We start from the raw sequence: 14,665 nt of genomic DNA on the forward strand, positions 1-14,665 counted from the left end.
CATACGCGCGAGGCGCTGCCCAATTTGATCTATGCAATCTCTCAAGGACGAGTATCATTTGCCAATGATAACGAATCGTATTCGCAGTATTTTACGCAGCTTTTCCATAGCCGCCCTTCTCCTGTTCGGCATGACTGCCTTTCCGGTCATGGCTCAGGACGCGATGACCTCGGTTCCGCAAACTTGGCAGATGCTCGACTACCTGGCGACCGATTACGCGGGGGCAGTGAAGGATGGCGCTGTGATCAGTACCTCCGAGTACGCCGAGATGCGGGAGTTCACGGCGACGGCGCGATCCCGTATCGCCGCTCTGCAACCGACCGCGGCCACGCCTTTACTATTGAAGCAGGCCGATACGTTGGTGATCTCGGTCGAGGCCAAAGCGCCGCCCGCTCAGGTGGCGACACAAGCACATGCGTTGGCCGACGCGTTGCTGCAGGCGTACCCCGTGCCGACCGCACCGGAACACGCTCCCGATCTGGCGCGCGGGGCTATGCTCTATCAAAACCAGTGCGCTGCCTGTCATGGCGTCACCGGACACGGTGACGGGCCCGCTGGCCTGCAACTGTCGCCCCGTCCGGTGAACTTCACCGATCAAACGCGGGCAGATCAACGCAGCGCGCTGTCGTTGTATGAGGTGATCAGCCAAGGCGTGGAAGGCACGCCGATGGCAAGCTACGCGCAGCAACTCTCTTCCGATGACCGTTGGGCGCTGGCGTACTACGTAGGTTCGCTGGCTTACGCCAAGGAAGCGGTCGCCGGTGCCGATACCTGGCAACATGACACCGCCGCGCGAGCGCAGATCGCCGACTTGAAGGAGCTGTCGCGTGCGCGTGTCGCGCAGCTGACACCCACCCTCGGTGCGGAGCGTGCCCGGACGATCGTGGGTTATGTGCGGGCTCACCCTGACGTCATCCAGCAGCAGGCCTTGGCGGGTATTCCTCTGGCGCGGGCGCGACTGGCGGCGAGCCTGACGGCTTACCGTGCTGGTGCGAAGACACAGGCCACCCAACTGGCGCTGTCGGCTTACCTCGATGGGGTGGAACCGGTCGAACCGCAACTCAATGCGCGTGACGGCGCGTTGCGCGCCCAGCTCGAAACGGCGATGGGCGCTTATCGCAGCGCATTGTCGGGTAACACGCCCATGGCGTCGGTGGTAAAACAGGCCGATGCTGTCGACGGTCTGTTGGTACGCGCGCAGGAAGTCACCGCCGATGCGGCGGGCGATGCGGCTGCCATCTTCTTGGGCGCCTTCACCATCCTGGTTCGCGAGGGTCTGGAAGCCCTGCTGGTCGTGGTCGCACTGCTCGCCTTCCTGCGCAAGGCCGCGCGACCCGAAGCGCTGCGCTACGTGCATGCCGGCTGGAGCCTCGCACTGGTCGCCGGCGGGATCACTTGGGCGATCGCCAGCTATGCGATTTCCATCAGCGGTGCCGGTCGTGAATTGACCGAAGGGCTGTCGTCGCTGTTTGCGGCGTTCGTGCTGCTCGGGGTCGGTCTGTGGATGCACCAGAAGAGCATCGGCGGTCGCTGGCAGGCGTATCTGAAGGAAAAGATGGCGGCCGCGCTCAACCGACGTTCGGCGTGGTTCCTGTTTGGGCTGGCCTTCATCTCGGTGTACCGCGAGGTGTTCGAAAGCATCCTGTTCTACGCCGCACTGTGGAACGACGGCCAGGAAGTGTGGCTACTCGGCGGCATCGCCGCCGGTGCGGCAGTGCTGGGGCTGATCGCCTGGGTGCTGCTGCGCACCAGCCGGCGGCTGCCGATCGGCACATTCTTCTCCGCCAGTTCGGCGCTGATCGCTGTGCTCGCCATCGTGTTGACTGGCAAGGGTATCGCCGCCCTGCAGGAGGCCGGATGGGTCGCGGTGGGCGTCGCGCCGGTGCCGCATATCGAACTGCTGGGTATCTATCCGACCTGGCAATCCTTGCTGGCCCAGTTGACGATTCTGGTGCTGCTGGCGGTCGGATTCGTGTTCAATATCCGTCGTGGCCGTCAACCATCGGCGTCGGCCACCACCACCAAGGAAGTTCTCCCCGATGCAGAGTGAAGGCGATACGGCATGAGTGAGTGTGGCTGCCATACGCAAGCGACCAACGAAGCGGAACGCCGGATCCTTCGCCTCGCCTTGGGACTTAATACCACCATGTTCGTGGTCGGCATCGTCGTCGGTCTGATCGCCCAATCGATGGGATTGATCGCCGACTCGCTGGATATGCTGGCCGATGCGAGTGCCTACGGCATCGCCCTGATGGCGTGGGCGCGCAGCGCGAGCTTCAAGGCCTCGGCGGCACAACTGAGCGGAACGCTGCTGTTGGTCTTGGGGCTGGGTGTCTTGCTCGGTGTCGCGTGGCGCCTTGTGGTGGGAAGCCATCCCGAGGGCGCATGGATGATGGGTATCGCCTTTGTGGCTCTCGTTGTCAACGCCACCGTGCTGCGATTGCTGGAACGCTTTCGTCATGGCGAGGTGCATTTGCGAGCGACCTGGCTGTTCACCCGGGTCGATGTCATCGCGAACCTGGCGGTAATCGTTTCCGGCGTACTGGTGCTCCTTTTGCACAGCGCCGTGCCTGATCTGGTGATCGGTGCGGCCATCGCGTGCTACGTGCTGAAGGAGGCGCTGGGCATTCTGCGCGAAGCAAAGGAAGCGCGGGTTGCAGCCCGCGAATCGATTGTCAAACCATGACCTCTCCGGTGTTAGGTCTTGGCTCGGTGCTGTATGCCGTTGACCTTCGACTGTTCCACGCCATCCATCCGTCCATACCGCCGTCGCCCGCGATGCTGCATCTGGCGCGAGGTCTGGCCGATGGGCCGCTGATCCTGACCGCCACTCTCCTTGGGACGATGCTGATGTTTCCTCGGTGGTCGATGCGCTCGATCGCCCTGAAGGCGGTGGCTGTCGCTGCGGCGGCACTACTCCTAAACCTGGTCATTGGCGCCGTCTGGGATCGAGCGCGCCCCTTCGTGGCCGGTGTCGGCCAAGCATGGATTTTCCATGCGGCGACCGGCAGCTTTCCCAGCGACCATCTAACCGTGCAGTGGGTGGTGGCCGGCATACTGCTGCTGAATCAACGCAGCCGAGTTTGGGGCATCGGGATCGCACTGCTTGGTCTGCCCATGGCATGGGCACGCATCTACCTGGGCGTGCATTATCCCGGCGATATGCTGGGAGCCCTCGCGATGGGTGGGCTGGTCATGCTGAGTGGCTGGGCTGTGGTTGCGAGCCAGCCCCACGCCGTCCAACGGCGGTGACCACGTAGCTGCGCATACTGTCGCTGCCTTCCACCGTGGCCAGCGGCGCCTGCGGCGCACGCGATCGCCCAGGTTCACCGGCATCGCAAGCACAATGACGTGCGCAGGCTTGAGACAGGACGGCGGTTCCCGTCGCAGCCACGCCACGCCGACGGGGAGTCGTCGCGTGGAAGCGGCACCGGGCGCGCGGTTTGGCAAAGCGACTGTGTGAGGTCAAACCTTTTGCGGCTCCTCGCACCCCAGCCCGCACGACGTTGTTTCGACCTGCAGCGTCACGTGATGGATGTCGAAGCGCGCTTCCAGCATCTGCGCCAGCCGGAGCCGCAGAGCCTCCGCGTCTGATGCGTCGCCATCCATGATCACATGCGCCGCCATCGCCGAACGCGTGCTGCTGAGCGCCCATACGTGCACATCGTGCAGCGCAGCCACGCCCGGAGTGGCCAGCATTTCGGCGCGGACCCGTTCGGTATCGACGTCACGAGGCGCCCCCTCCATCAGGACATTCCCTGCCTCTCGCAGCAGGATCCATGTTCGCGGCAATACCCACAGACCAATCAACACGGCGATGATGGGATCGGCGATGTAGAAGCCGGTGAACTTGATGATCAACGCACCGATGATTACGCCAACCGAACCGAGCATGTCGGCCCAAACTTCCAGATACGCACCTTTCACATTGAGGCTTTCACCGCTGCCGGCATTGAGCAATCGCATCGAGATGAGGTTGATCACCAGCCCCAGCACCGCGATCACCAGCATGCCGGTGGAGGCCACCGACGGCGGTTCGCTGAAGCGCCGCACCGCCTCCCACAAGATGTAGCCGGCGACGAGGAACAACAGGCCACCGTTGACGAGTGCGCCGATGGCTTCCATGCGCGCGTAACCATAGGTGCGTTTCGCATCGGGGGGACGTCGTGCCAGGCGCACGGCGGTCAGCGAGATCGTCAGCGCGATCACATCGGTCGCCATGTGTGCCGCGTCCGACAGCAAGGCCAAGCTGTTGATAAGCAGACCGCCGATAATCTCGGCGACAAGGAACATACTGGTCAGGCCGAGTGCCCACCACAGGGGCGTCTCGTGCTTGACCCCCGTACCCACGTGATTGTGCCCGGTACTCATCATCTGTCTCCGTTCGCGTAGCTGCACCACGCCATGCGGAACACCCGCCATGCCGAGCGCAGAAACATCAGCAACAACGCTGACGCAACCAGCAGATCGGGCCATCCTGCGCTGAACAGGCCGACGCCAGCGGCGGCGGCCAGCACGGCGATACCTTCGAACACGTCATTGCGCGAGCACTCCCACGCCGAAGCCATATTGACGTCGCCTTTGCGGTAAGGCAGCAGCAGGCGCAGACATGCGACATTGGCGGCCAGGTTCAGCAAGGCGGCGATTCCGATCGCCTCGAAGATCGGCACGCCCGGATGCAGGAGACGCCAGCCAATCTGGATGGCGACCGCGATCGCAGCGCCGAGAATCAACGCGCCCTTGAACAGCGCCACCCGGGCTTTCGCGTGACCACTGGCACCAATAACCGCAAGACTCAAGAGGTAGGTGAGCGCATCGCCCAGATTGTCCAACCCGCCGGACAGCAGCGACGACGAACCGCTGTAGATCGCCGCGGCCAGCATCATCGTGAAGGTAGCGAGGTTGATCGCCAGAACGCTCATCAATACTCGACGCTGCCGCGCCTGCAATGCCGCAATATCGATGGTGGTGGCACAACACGTATCAGTCATGAGCCGGTAACCCGATGGCTTGTATGCATGCTTCAGGCATTGGAATCCCTCATTGCGGCGGCAACTCTACGCGGCCGCCGCCGTGTTATGAAATGACACCGATGCAGCGGCGGGAGTGCTCCCGCCGCCACGATCAGTCGTTGTCCACACGCCCGTCGATCGGCCATGCCCGATCCACCGTGCTCTGGTACACCCAGCCGGCGACCGTCTGACCGGTTCGTCCGTGCAGGCGGATCAGTTGCACGGCGCGTTCGGCCTGATCGTCCTCGCAGAACACTTCAAGCTTGATCTGCCTGGTCACCCGTTCGCCCAGTTCCATCGAATAGATCTGTTCTTGGCCGCTGAGCGCGGTCAGCAGACCTTTGACGTCGCTCACCGATAGGTAACGAAACCCGGCTTCTTCCAGCGCATGGATGACGTCGACCACACGGCCGCGGTGGATAAATGCCTTTACTTCTTTCATGGGGCGGTCTCCTTGGCGAGGCGCCGGGCGGCGCGTTCTTCGATCCAGTCGTAGAGCACCGGCAACAGCACCAGAGTCAGCAACGTCGAGGTGATCAGCCCGCCGACCACCACGGTGGCGAGTGGACGCTGGGTTTCGGCACCGACACCACTGGAGAGCAGCATCGGCACCAGGCCCAGGATGGCCACGCTCGCCGTCATCATCACTGGGCGCATGCGCAACGCCGTGCCGCGGATCACCGCCTCCCGCACGGGCAAGCCTTTCTCGCGTTGCTCGTTCAAGAAGCTCACCAACACGATGCCGTTCAACATCGCCACGCCGAACACCGCGATAAACCCGATCGCCGAAGGCACCGACAGGTACTGCCCGGTGATCGCCAGGCCGACGATGCCGCCGATGGTGGCGAATGGCACGTTGGCCAGGATCAGCGCGGCGTACTTCACCGAGTTGAACGCGGTGTAGAGCAAGACGAAGATGAAGAAGATCGTTGCCGGCACGATCAACGACAACCGCTTCAACGCCCGCTGCTGGTTCTCGAACGCGCCGCCCCATTCGCTGTAGTAACCGGTCGGCAGCTTCACCTGTTGCGCGATGGCCGCATTGGCGTCCTTGACGAAGCCGTCGATGTCACGACCGCGCACGTCCATCTGGATCACCGCATAGCGCTGCAACTGCTCGCGGCGAATGAACGAGTAGCCTTCCGCATCGCTGACCTCGGCCACCTGCGACAACTGCACCAGCGCGCCGCTGGCCGTACGGATCGGAATACGCTGGATCGCCGGCAAGGACGCCTTGTCCGCATCGTTCAGTCGCACCGCGATGTCGAAGCGTTTCACCCCGTCGAGCAGCGTGGTCACCGGCTCGCCACCGATGCCATTCTTCACCACCGTCAGCACGTCGTCGGCGTTCAAGCCATAACGAGCCAGCGCATCGCGATCCACCTTGATGCGGATTTGCGGCTTGCCGATGTTCGCCTCCAGCGCCAGATCCGCGACGCCCGGCACGCCGGCCAAGGCGTTCTTGACGCGACCGCTCAGGCGATCCAGCTCGCCCAGATCGTCGCCGTAGATCTTCAATGCCAAGGTGGCGCGCACACCCGAGATCAATTCCTCGATGCGCATCTGGATCGGCTGGGTGTAGCTCACCACCGCGGTCGGCAAGGCTGCCGACAGTTCCTTCTGCATGGCCTCCTCGATGCTCTCCAGCGTTTCGCCCTTGCGCCATTGATCCTTGGGCTTCAGCGGTGTGTACACCTCCATGTAGTTCACGTCGGCGGTTTCGCCTTTCTCGGCGCGACCGATCATTGCCAGCGTGGTCTCGACCTCGGGAAACTTCTGTTTGACCAGCGTCGACACCTGTTTGGAGATGGCGATGGATTCATCCAGCGACGCCGACGGGATCGAGGTGATGCGCCACATGATGGCGCCTTCTTTCAGGTTGGGCATGAACTCCTTGCCGAGGAACGGGAACAGCGCAAGGCTGCCGATCAAGGCACCGGCGGCGATGCCCAGCACCAGCTTGCGCCGCGCCAGCGCCCAGGCGAGCACCGTGGCGTAATGGCGTTTCAGGAACGCCACCAGCCAGGTGTCCTTCTCCACCTTCGGTTTCAACACCAGCGCGGCGAGCACCGGGATCAGCGTCAACGCCAGAATCAGGGAGCCGGCCATCGCGAAGCTGATGTTGAACGCCATCGGCTTGAACATCTTGCCTTCCAGCCCTTGCAGACTGAACAGCGGCAGGAACACCACAATGATGATCAGAATCGCGAACGCCATCGGGTTGGCCACCTCGCGAGCCGCGGCCAGCACGGCAGCCGTGCGATCCACCGGTTCGCCATGCGCCCTGCGCTCGGCCATGATGCGGTAGGCGTTTTCCACCATCACCACCGCCCCATCCACCATCATGCCGATACCGATCGCCAGGCCCGCCAGTGACATCAGGTTGGCCGACAGCCCGACCTGATTCATGCAGATGAAGGCAATCAGCATCGCCAACGGCAACGCCACGACGACAACCAGCGCGCTGCGGAACTCGCCCAGAAACAGGAACAGCACCAGCGCCACCAGGATCGAACCTTCCACCAGCGCACGCACGGCGGTGCCCACCGCCGCGTTAACCAGTTCGGTGCGCTCGTACACCGGTTTCACGACCACGCCCGGCGGCAAGGATTGCTTCACCGTATCGAGCTTGGCCTTGACCGCATCGACCACGCTCTTGGCGTTCTCACCGATGCGAGCCAGCGCCTGGCCCATCACCACTTCCTTGCCATCGCGGGTGACTGCACCGGTGCGTGGCGCACCCGCTTCGGTGATGGTGGCAACGTCACGCACGTACACCGGCGTGCCGTCGTCGGTCTTCAGCACAATGTTGCCCAGGTCTTTCGCGTTCTGGACCAGGCCCAACCCGCGCACCAGATATTGCTCGCGGCCGACGTCGACAAAGTTGCCGCCGACCTGCGCGTTGTTCGCCTGCAGCGCCTCGATCACCTCCTTGAAGCCGAGCTTGTGCGCAATCAGCTTCATCGGGTCGATACGCACCTGGAACTGCTTTTCCTGCCCGCCCCACGAGGTGACGTCATCGACGCCAGGGGCGGTACGCAGGATCAGGCGGATGGTCCAGTCCTGCAGCGTGCGCAGATCCATGTCGTTCGGTGCCGTGCCGGCTGTGGCACCCTTGAGCTTGTCGTCAGCACGCTCGACCGTGTACCAGAACACCTGGCCAAGGCCGGAGGTGTTCGGTCCCATCTCGGGCTTGCCGTAACCGGCCGGCAGGCGATCGCCGACTTGCTGCAACCGTTCGTTGACCAGCTGACGGGCGAAATAGATATCCATGCTGTCGTCGAAGTACACCGACACGTAGGACAAGCCGAACAGGCTCACCGAGCGGATATGTTCCACCTTGGGCAAGCCGGCCAACGCCGACTCCACCGGGGTGGTGAGCAGTTGTTCCACGTCCTCCGCCGCAAGCCCCGAGGCTTCGGTATAGACATTGACCTGCACCGGCGTGACATCGGGGAATGCGTCGATGGGCAGCTGGCGTACCGCCTGGAAACCGAGAAACCCGATCACCACGAAGATGATCAGCACCAGCACCTTGTAGCGCAGGGAGAATTCAACCAGACGTTCCAGCATCATTCTTCTCCCAGCTGCGAGCGCAGCAAGCGGGCCTTCAACGCGAAGGCTCCCTTGCGCACATAGGTATCGCCAGCCTTGAGGCCCTGGGTGACCACCGTCCAGCCATCACGCGTGTCGCCGACCATCACGGACGCCGGCTCGAACGGGCCCTTGCCTTTGGCGAGGAATACGGTCGGCTGGTTCTGCAGCAACACGATCGCTTCGGCGGGCACCGCCAGCTTCTGCACGGCGCCGCCGACGGCGATGCGGGCCTCGACCAGTTCCCCCGGATGCAACAGATCCTTGCGGTTGTCGACTTCGATGCGCACCGGCACGGTGCGCGTGCGCTCATCGGTCTGATGCGAGCGCTGGACCACCTTGCCGGGTATTTCGGTGTCGTGCACGAGAATGCGGGCGTCGGCATCGGGCTTGACCCGTTCGGCATCGGCCGGCGCCATCTGTGCGACGACCCATACCGAATCTTCCTTGACCAGGGTGAACAGCGTGCGGCCGGGTTCCACCCGCTCACCGACCAGAAATTCGTCGGTGGTGACGCGACCGGCGGCCGGGGCAAGCAGCTCGAAGCTGCCATCGGCACCAGCCGAACCCTTGCGCAGCAACACATCGATCTGACCGTCGGACAGCCCGTAGGCACGCAATTTGGCGCGCGCCTGATCGCGCTGCACCTTTGCTTCGTTGTAGCGCCGTGCCGACACCGCCTGCGGCCCCAGCGACGCGATGCGTTGCCAATCCTGTTCGGCCACGATCAACGTGCCTTGCGTCTCGGCCACCTGCACGCTGGAGAGCACCACCAACGGCGCTCCGGTTTTCACCACGTCGCCGAGCTTGGCCTTGCGGGCCAGCACCTGCGATTCCACGCGCGGCGACACCAGTACGGTGGAATACGCATCGGCTTTCACTTCGCCTGGGGCTTTCAACTCGTCGGTCAGGGCACGCGGAGCGGCCTTGTCGAGGACAATGCCGGCGTCCTTGATTGCCTTGGCGTCGAGCGCCAGCGGATTGGCCGGTGCGGGTTCCTGCGCCATGACGGGGCCGGCCAGCGCAGCCAGCAGCGCCATGCCCAGCAGGCTGCGTTTCAAAAGAGAGACATTCATCGGGAAACATCCTGAGTGCGGCCGTCGAGCCAGTCGGTCAGACGGCCCGCGGCGGTGAGGTAGTCGAACCAGGTCTGCCAGGTTTGGCTTTCCAGTTCCTGGCCGGACAACGCGGTATCCAGGCTTTGCTTGAGCTGCACGAGGTAATCGGAGGTGCTGATTTCACCGGCACGCCAGAGTTTCTCCAGCAGAGCGGTGCGATCCTCGAACGCGGCGGCACGACCGCTGCGAAAGGCTTCGGTCGCACCACGCAAGGCGGCGTAGCGGGCTTGCGCTTCCTGCAATCCGGCGCGCAACACAAACTGGCGTGAGCGGACGCCGGCGGCAGCCGCATCGGCTTCCGCACGGGCGGCATCCACTTCGGCGCGTCCGGTGTTGAGTACCGGCAACGGAATGGACACACTTACGCCGATCACCTGATCGGTCCGCGGGCCGCTGCGCACCTGACCGCCGGTCAGACTGAGCGTGGGATCGGGAATGCGTGCCCGGCGGGCGACCTGCACCCCGGCCTCGGCGCTCGCCTGCTGGGCACGGGCCTGACGCAGTTCGGGTAGTTCGTCGACGGGCAGCGGCGTGACACTGCCCGCCGCCGGTGACATGCCCTTGGGCAACGGTGGCAGCGCGGTCAGTTGATCACCGCTGATGGCCAGCAACGCCGCGCGGGCCGCCGCTTCATTGCCCGCGAGGGTGGCTTGTTGCACCTGCGCCTCGCCCAAGGCCAGGCCGGCCAGATCGCGTTCGGGGCTGCTGATGTCGCCGACCTTCAGTCGCTGCGCGGCCAAGTCATCGAAGCGCAGCATCAGCGCCAGGCGACGCTGACCCAGCTCGCTCTGTCGGGCCGCAAGTGCGGCCGTCGACCACGCTTTCAGCCAGCGGGTGGCCACGTCGCGACGCAAGAGGTTGTAGCCAGCTTCAGCAGCCAGCAGGTCGGCCTCGCCCTGGCTGGCCCGGGCGCGACGCTTGCCGGACAGATCCAGCGGCAGGCTGATGCCGGCCGTGCGCCGATTGGCGTCCGCGTTCTCCGCATCGAGCGACAGTGAGGGGTTGTACAGCGGCTGCGCAGCGGCACGCGCACGGGCCTGGGCAGCATCAAGGTCTGCCCGCGCGGCCTGCACCTCGGGACTGGCTTGCCAGATACGGCGCACCGCATCCTGCAAGGGAGACGATGCTAACGATGTCGGTAGGGGAACTGCGGGTGGGGAAGGATAGGATACGGGGGCGGCACTGAGCATCGCCGCATACAACAGACACACGGTGCCGATCGGCACCGAACGAAAAACAGACATGAAACCATCTCCTGAAAACGATCACGAAGCGATGCACCGCACAGGCGGTGGTATCGCGTAACGGAGTGGTTTCAGGCGATGGGAGGGCGTAGCAGCGAGCCGGTCGTGGCCGGCGTGAATCCCGAATGGATGGTGAGTAGTGCGAAACGGGCTTCCATCCTGACGATGGGAAGCGGCGCGCTGACGGGGAACGTCACCGAATGCGCACAGGCACAATGGCAACTGCGCCCTTCACCCAGAAGACAGGGGTTCGCTTCGTCAGCCGATACCGTACTGACGGCGGTATCCGCCAGCAGGGTGGTCGGAGCAGCAGCGGTCGCCGAAGCGAATCGCGCTCCCAGCCCATCGGCCACGCAGATCGAACCGCTGACCAGCTTGATCAGCAACACGGCCACGGCCAACACCCACAAACCGCGATGGCGGCGCAAGCGAGTCAGCAGTGATGGCGCAGACTGATACATCCTTCGATCCTATACGACAGACGCACTGTTAGACAATTTCATCCGACCGCTTTTTGATCAGGTCCGCTGGCCATCCGTATCGATCACTACCTCACCGTCTTCCTTGGCGAACGAGCGTGTCACAGGGGGCAGGATGTCGAGTACAACTTCGGAGGGACGGCATAACCGTGTGCCACGTGGTGTGACCACGAAGGGGCGGTTGATCAGGATCGGATGCTTCAGCATGGCATCGATGATGACGTCATCGGTGATTCCGGGGGCACCCAATCCTATCTCGGCGAAAGGCGTTCCCTTTTCACGCAATGCCTCGCGTGGCTTGAGTATGGCTTCGTCGATGAGCTGGATCAATTGCTCGCGACTGGGCGGCGTCTTGAGATATTCGATCACCGTGAGCTCAATGCCGGCGTGGCAGAGCAACGCCAGTGTGTTGCGCGATGTGCCCGCAATAGGGGTGTGGTAAATCGTGGCGGTCAGCGGGGGCGTGGTGGCCGTCATCAGCGCCCCCCTTTGACGCAACAGCTGGCCTTCCCCGGTGGTTCCACCGAGGTGGTCATGGCTGCCTCAATGACGTTGGCCGCATCCGACAGCGCACGCGCTTCGGCCGCTCCCTTGGCCGCCCCAGGCGATTTCGAAATGACGCATGGCCGAGGCATAGCTGCGCCGGGTATTGGCACGCGTGGCCGTAACTAGGTACCGATCGATGGCGGCGGCGAATCGCTCATCTCAACAGCTGTGCAACGAGGCGATCAAGGGACAGGCAATGGTGCCGCGATGCGAATCGCACTGAGCCACCAGACGGGACAGGACGGTCTCCATGCGCTTGAGGTCTTTCAGGCGAGCGCGCACGTCAGCCAGATGCCGCGCGGCGAATTCCGCCGCCTCGCTGCAATGGGTACCATCCTCCAACGTGAGCAGCTGTGCGACTTCGTCGAGGCTGAAACCCAGCCGCTGCGCGGATTTGATGAATTTCACCCGGGCGACATCTACACCACCATAGCGCCGGATGCTGCCATAAGGTTTATCCGGTTCCGGGAGCAGGCCCTTGCGTTGATAGAACCGGATGGTTTCCAGGTTGACCCCAGCGGCTTTGGCAAATGCGCCAATGGTCACTTGCTCCGAACTGCTTCCCATACCGGTTGACTCCGTATATGACTACGGAAGTAGCTTACGCCCGGTTCATCCCTTTGGAGAAGCCCATGCCCGTGTCCGTTGGCATCTACTCGGTGCCGCTGGTGTGCGAGGCGGTGCCGCAGATCGGTTGCGGGTGCCTTGCCAAACCCGTACTGACCCAACTGGGCGATCACCCCGATATTGCACGGGCCTGGTTGCACCATCGCGGTGACGTGATCGCGATCGAATGGTTGCGTGAGCTTGATACCGATCAGCAGGTGGGCCTACTGCGTGCTGCCCTCGGCGGTGACAGCCATGTTGCTTTGGTAGCTACCGCGGCGGCGTCGGCGTTGCTTGCCTCCTTTCCAAACCCTTCCGCACTGGTACCAGCGCGAGACGGTCGATCAGCTCAGTCAGGAAGAGGCGCACACCATCGCCGTCCGTCTTCTCCAACGGCTGTCGCACGCACGCGTTCCGTTGCCCGATAGGGCCGCACCGCAATGCGATCTCGCGTGTGCGCTGCAAGAGGTTCTTGTGGCGGACGAGGCCATGGCTATCGAAGCCCGGCTTGCCAGGCTGCTCGTGGTGGCGCGAAACGCATTCCAGCAACATCTTGAACCGAACGCACTGCCGCAGCTCGATGCGTGGTTGACCCCCGCTGCGCTCTTGCCCGAGGGCGCCGGTTGACGTATCGCCCAGGCCCGTGAAATCCACACGCTTGACTCTGTACCTATGTACGCGAATACAGTGCTCGCGTCGATTCTCCATCCATCGGGACCGCATCCATGGAAAACACCCAAGACTCCAAGAAGACCGGTTCTGGCGCTCTTGTGGCTGGCGGGATCGCCGCGCTCCTAGCGTCGACCTGCTGCCTCGGCCCACTGGTGCTGATCACTCTCGGATTCAGTGGCGCCTGGATCGGCAACCTGGCGGCGCTCGAACCGTACCGTCCGTTCTTTATCGGTGCGGCGTTGATCGCGATGGTCTTCGCCTGGCGTCGCATCTACCGGCCCACCGTGGCGTGCGCGCCCGGCGACATCTGCGCTGTGCCGCAGGTCAAGACCACCTACAAAGTATTGTTCTGGATCGTCGCAGCCCTGGTGCTCGTGGCGCTGGCCTTCCCCTATCTCGCCCCGCTGTTTTACTGACCCGTCGGAGGATCCCCCATGAAGAAACTCGCCGCTCTTATCGCTCTTGCCGCCGCCCTCTCCACACCCGCATGGGCGGCCACGAAGACCGCCACCCTATCGGTGTCCGGTATGACGTGTGCCGCGTGTCCCGTCACCGTCAAGAAAGCGCTGTCCAAGGTCCCCGGTGTCGAAAAGACCGAGATCCTGTTCGACAAGAAGGAAGCCGTCGTGACCTTCGATGACGCCAAGACCAGCGCCCAGGCGCTCGTCAGCGCCACGACGGATGCGGGCTACCCCTCCACCGTCAAGAACTGAAGCGTCCAAGGCCATTCCCATGTCCCTTCCTAATCCTCTTACGCGCACGGCCGACAAAGCCGGCGTGATCGGTGCCATCGTCACGGCGATGGGCTGCGCGGCGTGCTTTCCCGCCCTCGCCAGCCTGGGTGCCGCCATCGGGCTGGGCTTTTTGAGCCAGTACGAGGGCGTGTTCATCCGTTACCTGCTGCCGCTGTTCGCCGTCATCGCCTTGCTGGCCAATGTGATCGGCGGACTTCGTCATCGGCAATGGCCACGGATGGTCCTTGGCATGATCGGTCCCGTCCTGGTGCTGGCGGCCGCCTTGCTCATGAGCACCATGGGGATGCCCACGGCGTTGTTGCTCTATCCCGGTCTGGTGTTGATGGTCGCGGTATCGATCTGGGATTTGGTATCCCCGCCAGGAAAAAGTCACGGCGGAGCGAACCGAGACCCCACCTGTTGCTGAGTGGCCGCCATGACCTCCCACTGGCGGGGTTCTTGGATCAAGCCCGCGAATAGCTAGCGACCAGACCAGACCCCTCGGCATTACATCCGAGGATGAAACACATGAAGGCGTGGCTGATTGCCAAGAAAACCGACCTCATCACAGCGGCGATCGTCATCGGCATCGTGCTTCTGTTGATCGTCGTGGTGCCCTATTGCTGCTGATCGGAGCAATGCCGCGACCGTGATTGTTGG

Annotated in this window: 16 protein-coding genes; 7 read left to right on the top strand and 9 right to left on the bottom strand. The window is 63.4% G+C overall.

What is annotated here, in order from left to right; all coding sequences use genetic code 11:
• Positions 1 to 31: 31 nt before the first annotated feature.
• Genes QQA13_RS15880 through QQA13_RS15890 form a run of 3 tightly spaced genes read left to right on the top strand, consistent with a single transcriptional unit; the run spans position 32 to position 3,252 of the window.
• A complete protein-coding gene (locus QQA13_RS15880) occupies positions 32 to 2,050 on the top strand; it encodes an FTR1 family protein (protein WP_234411237.1) in 2,019 nt (672 codons plus the stop codon).
• Between the two features lie 12 nt (positions 2,051 to 2,062).
• Positions 2,063 to 2,686 (top strand): cation transporter, encoded by a 624-nt coding sequence (locus QQA13_RS15885; protein ID WP_108470219.1) that lies wholly within the window; start codon positions 2,063 to 2,065, stop codon positions 2,684 to 2,686.
• Complete coding sequence (locus QQA13_RS15890) at positions 2,683 to 3,252, top strand: phosphatase PAP2 family protein (RefSeq protein ID WP_108470218.1); 570 nt, start codon at positions 2,683 to 2,685, stop codon at positions 3,250 to 3,252. The genes QQA13_RS15885 and QQA13_RS15890 overlap by 4 nt, the downstream gene beginning before the upstream one ends.
• Positions 3,253 to 3,465: 213 nt before the next feature.
• Here the strand turns inward: QQA13_RS15890 and QQA13_RS15895 are convergent, their stop codons facing one another.
• The 9 genes from QQA13_RS15895 to merR form a co-directional block, all read right to left on the bottom strand.
• A complete protein-coding gene (locus QQA13_RS15895) occupies positions 3,466 to 4,371 on the bottom strand; it encodes a cation diffusion facilitator family transporter (protein ID WP_108470217.1) in 906 nt (301 codons plus the stop codon).
• Entirely contained in the window at positions 4,371 to 4,991 is a 621-nt protein-coding gene (locus tag QQA13_RS15900; protein WP_108470216.1) for a cation transporter, read from the bottom strand. Before QQA13_RS15900 ends, QQA13_RS15895 begins: the two co-directional genes overlap by 1 nt.
• A 133-nt stretch (positions 4,992 to 5,124) precedes the next feature.
• Positions 5,125 to 5,454, bottom strand: a complete 330-nt coding sequence (locus QQA13_RS15905; RefSeq protein WP_108470215.1) for a P-II family nitrogen regulator — start codon at positions 5,452 to 5,454, stop codon at positions 5,125 to 5,127.
• Entirely contained in the window at positions 5,451 to 8,585 is a 3,135-nt protein-coding gene (locus QQA13_RS15910) for an efflux RND transporter permease subunit (protein ID WP_108470298.1), read from the bottom strand. The genes QQA13_RS15905 and QQA13_RS15910 overlap by 4 nt, the downstream gene beginning before the upstream one ends.
• Entirely contained in the window at positions 8,585 to 9,682 is a 1,098-nt protein-coding gene (locus QQA13_RS15915) for an efflux RND transporter periplasmic adaptor subunit (RefSeq protein WP_108470214.1), read from the bottom strand. The genes QQA13_RS15910 and QQA13_RS15915 overlap by 1 nt, the downstream gene beginning before the upstream one ends.
• On the bottom strand, positions 9,679 to 10,827 hold the full coding sequence (locus QQA13_RS15920) for a TolC family protein (protein ID WP_234411240.1): 1,149 nt from the start codon (positions 10,825 to 10,827) through the stop codon (positions 9,679 to 9,681). The genes QQA13_RS15915 and QQA13_RS15920 overlap by 4 nt, the downstream gene beginning before the upstream one ends.
• A 212-nt stretch (positions 10,828 to 11,039) precedes the next feature.
• Positions 11,040 to 11,363, bottom strand: coding sequence for a hypothetical protein (locus QQA13_RS15925; RefSeq protein WP_234411236.1), 324 nt, complete (start codon positions 11,361 to 11,363; stop codon positions 11,040 to 11,042).
• 123 nt (positions 11,364 to 11,486) lie between these two features.
• Complete coding sequence (gene arsC, locus QQA13_RS15930) at positions 11,487 to 11,924, bottom strand: arsenate reductase (glutaredoxin) (protein WP_159082129.1); 438 nt, start codon at positions 11,922 to 11,924, stop codon at positions 11,487 to 11,489.
• Between the two features lie 228 nt (positions 11,925 to 12,152).
• Positions 12,153 to 12,560: an Hg(II)-responsive transcriptional regulator gene (gene merR, locus QQA13_RS15935; RefSeq protein ID WP_108470211.1), complete on the bottom strand. Its 408-nt coding sequence runs from the start codon at positions 12,558 to 12,560 to the stop codon at positions 12,153 to 12,155.
• Between the two features lie 333 nt (positions 12,561 to 12,893).
• Between merR and QQA13_RS15940 the strand changes: the two genes are divergently transcribed.
• The 4 genes from QQA13_RS15940 (at position 12,894) to merC (ending at position 14,432) form a co-directional block, all read left to right on the top strand.
• The gene (locus tag QQA13_RS15940) at positions 12,894 to 13,226 is read left to right on the top strand and encodes a hypothetical protein (RefSeq protein ID WP_159082128.1); all 333 of its coding nucleotides are present in this window, start codon (positions 12,894 to 12,896) and stop codon (positions 13,224 to 13,226) included.
• A 98-nt stretch (positions 13,227 to 13,324) separates the two neighbouring features.
• Positions 13,325 to 13,687, top strand: coding sequence for a mercuric ion transporter MerT (gene merT / locus QQA13_RS15945; RefSeq protein ID WP_108470209.1), 363 nt, complete (start codon positions 13,325 to 13,327; stop codon positions 13,685 to 13,687).
• An 18-nt stretch (positions 13,688 to 13,705) separates the two neighbouring features.
• The gene (gene merP / locus QQA13_RS15950; protein ID WP_108470208.1) at positions 13,706 to 13,984 is read left to right on the top strand and encodes a mercury resistance system periplasmic binding protein MerP; all 279 of its coding nucleotides are present in this window, start codon (positions 13,706 to 13,708) and stop codon (positions 13,982 to 13,984) included.
• A 19-nt stretch (positions 13,985 to 14,003) separates the two neighbouring features.
• The gene (gene merC / locus QQA13_RS15955; protein ID WP_286042293.1) at positions 14,004 to 14,432 is read left to right on the top strand and encodes an organomercurial transporter MerC; all 429 of its coding nucleotides are present in this window, start codon (positions 14,004 to 14,006) and stop codon (positions 14,430 to 14,432) included.
• Positions 14,433 to 14,665: the final 233 nt, after the last annotated feature.

It is taken from the genome of Rhodanobacter thiooxydans, assembly GCF_030291135.1.
In the GTDB taxonomy this organism is placed as follows: domain Bacteria; phylum Pseudomonadota; class Gammaproteobacteria; order Xanthomonadales; family Rhodanobacteraceae; genus Rhodanobacter; species Rhodanobacter thiooxydans_A.

Coding starts and splice junctions, on each gene's coding strand:
- QQA13_RS15880 (WP_234411237.1), top strand. CDS start 32: ATGCAATCTCTCAAGGACGAGTATCATTTGCCAATGATAACGAATCGT.
- QQA13_RS15885 (WP_108470219.1), top strand. CDS start 2,063: ATGAGTGAGTGTGGCTGCCATACGCAAGCGACCAACGAAGCGGAACGC.
- QQA13_RS15890 (WP_108470218.1), top strand. CDS start 2,683: ATGACCTCTCCGGTGTTAGGTCTTGGCTCGGTGCTGTATGCCGTTGAC.
- QQA13_RS15895 (WP_108470217.1), bottom strand. CDS start 4,371: ATGAGTACCGGGCACAATCACGTGGGTACGGGGGTCAAGCACGAGACG.
- QQA13_RS15900 (WP_108470216.1), bottom strand. CDS start 4,991: ATGACTGATACGTGTTGTGCCACCACCATCGATATTGCGGCATTGCAG.
- QQA13_RS15905 (WP_108470215.1), bottom strand. CDS start 5,454: ATGAAAGAAGTAAAGGCATTTATCCACCGCGGCCGTGTGGTCGACGTC.
- QQA13_RS15910 (WP_108470298.1), bottom strand. CDS start 8,585: ATGCTGGAACGTCTGGTTGAATTCTCCCTGCGCTACAAGGTGCTGGTG.
- QQA13_RS15915 (WP_108470214.1), bottom strand. CDS start 9,682: ATGAATGTCTCTCTTTTGAAACGCAGCCTGCTGGGCATGGCGCTGCTG.
- arsC (WP_159082129.1), bottom strand. CDS start 11,924: ATGACGGCCACCACGCCCCCGCTGACCGCCACGATTTACCACACCCCT.
- merR (WP_108470211.1), bottom strand. CDS start 12,560: ATGGGAAGCAGTTCGGAGCAAGTGACCATTGGCGCATTTGCCAAAGCC.
- merT (WP_108470209.1), top strand. CDS start 13,325: ATGGAAAACACCCAAGACTCCAAGAAGACCGGTTCTGGCGCTCTTGTG.
- merP (WP_108470208.1), top strand. CDS start 13,706: ATGAAGAAACTCGCCGCTCTTATCGCTCTTGCCGCCGCCCTCTCCACA.
- merC (WP_286042293.1), top strand. CDS start 14,004: ATGTCCCTTCCTAATCCTCTTACGCGCACGGCCGACAAAGCCGGCGTG.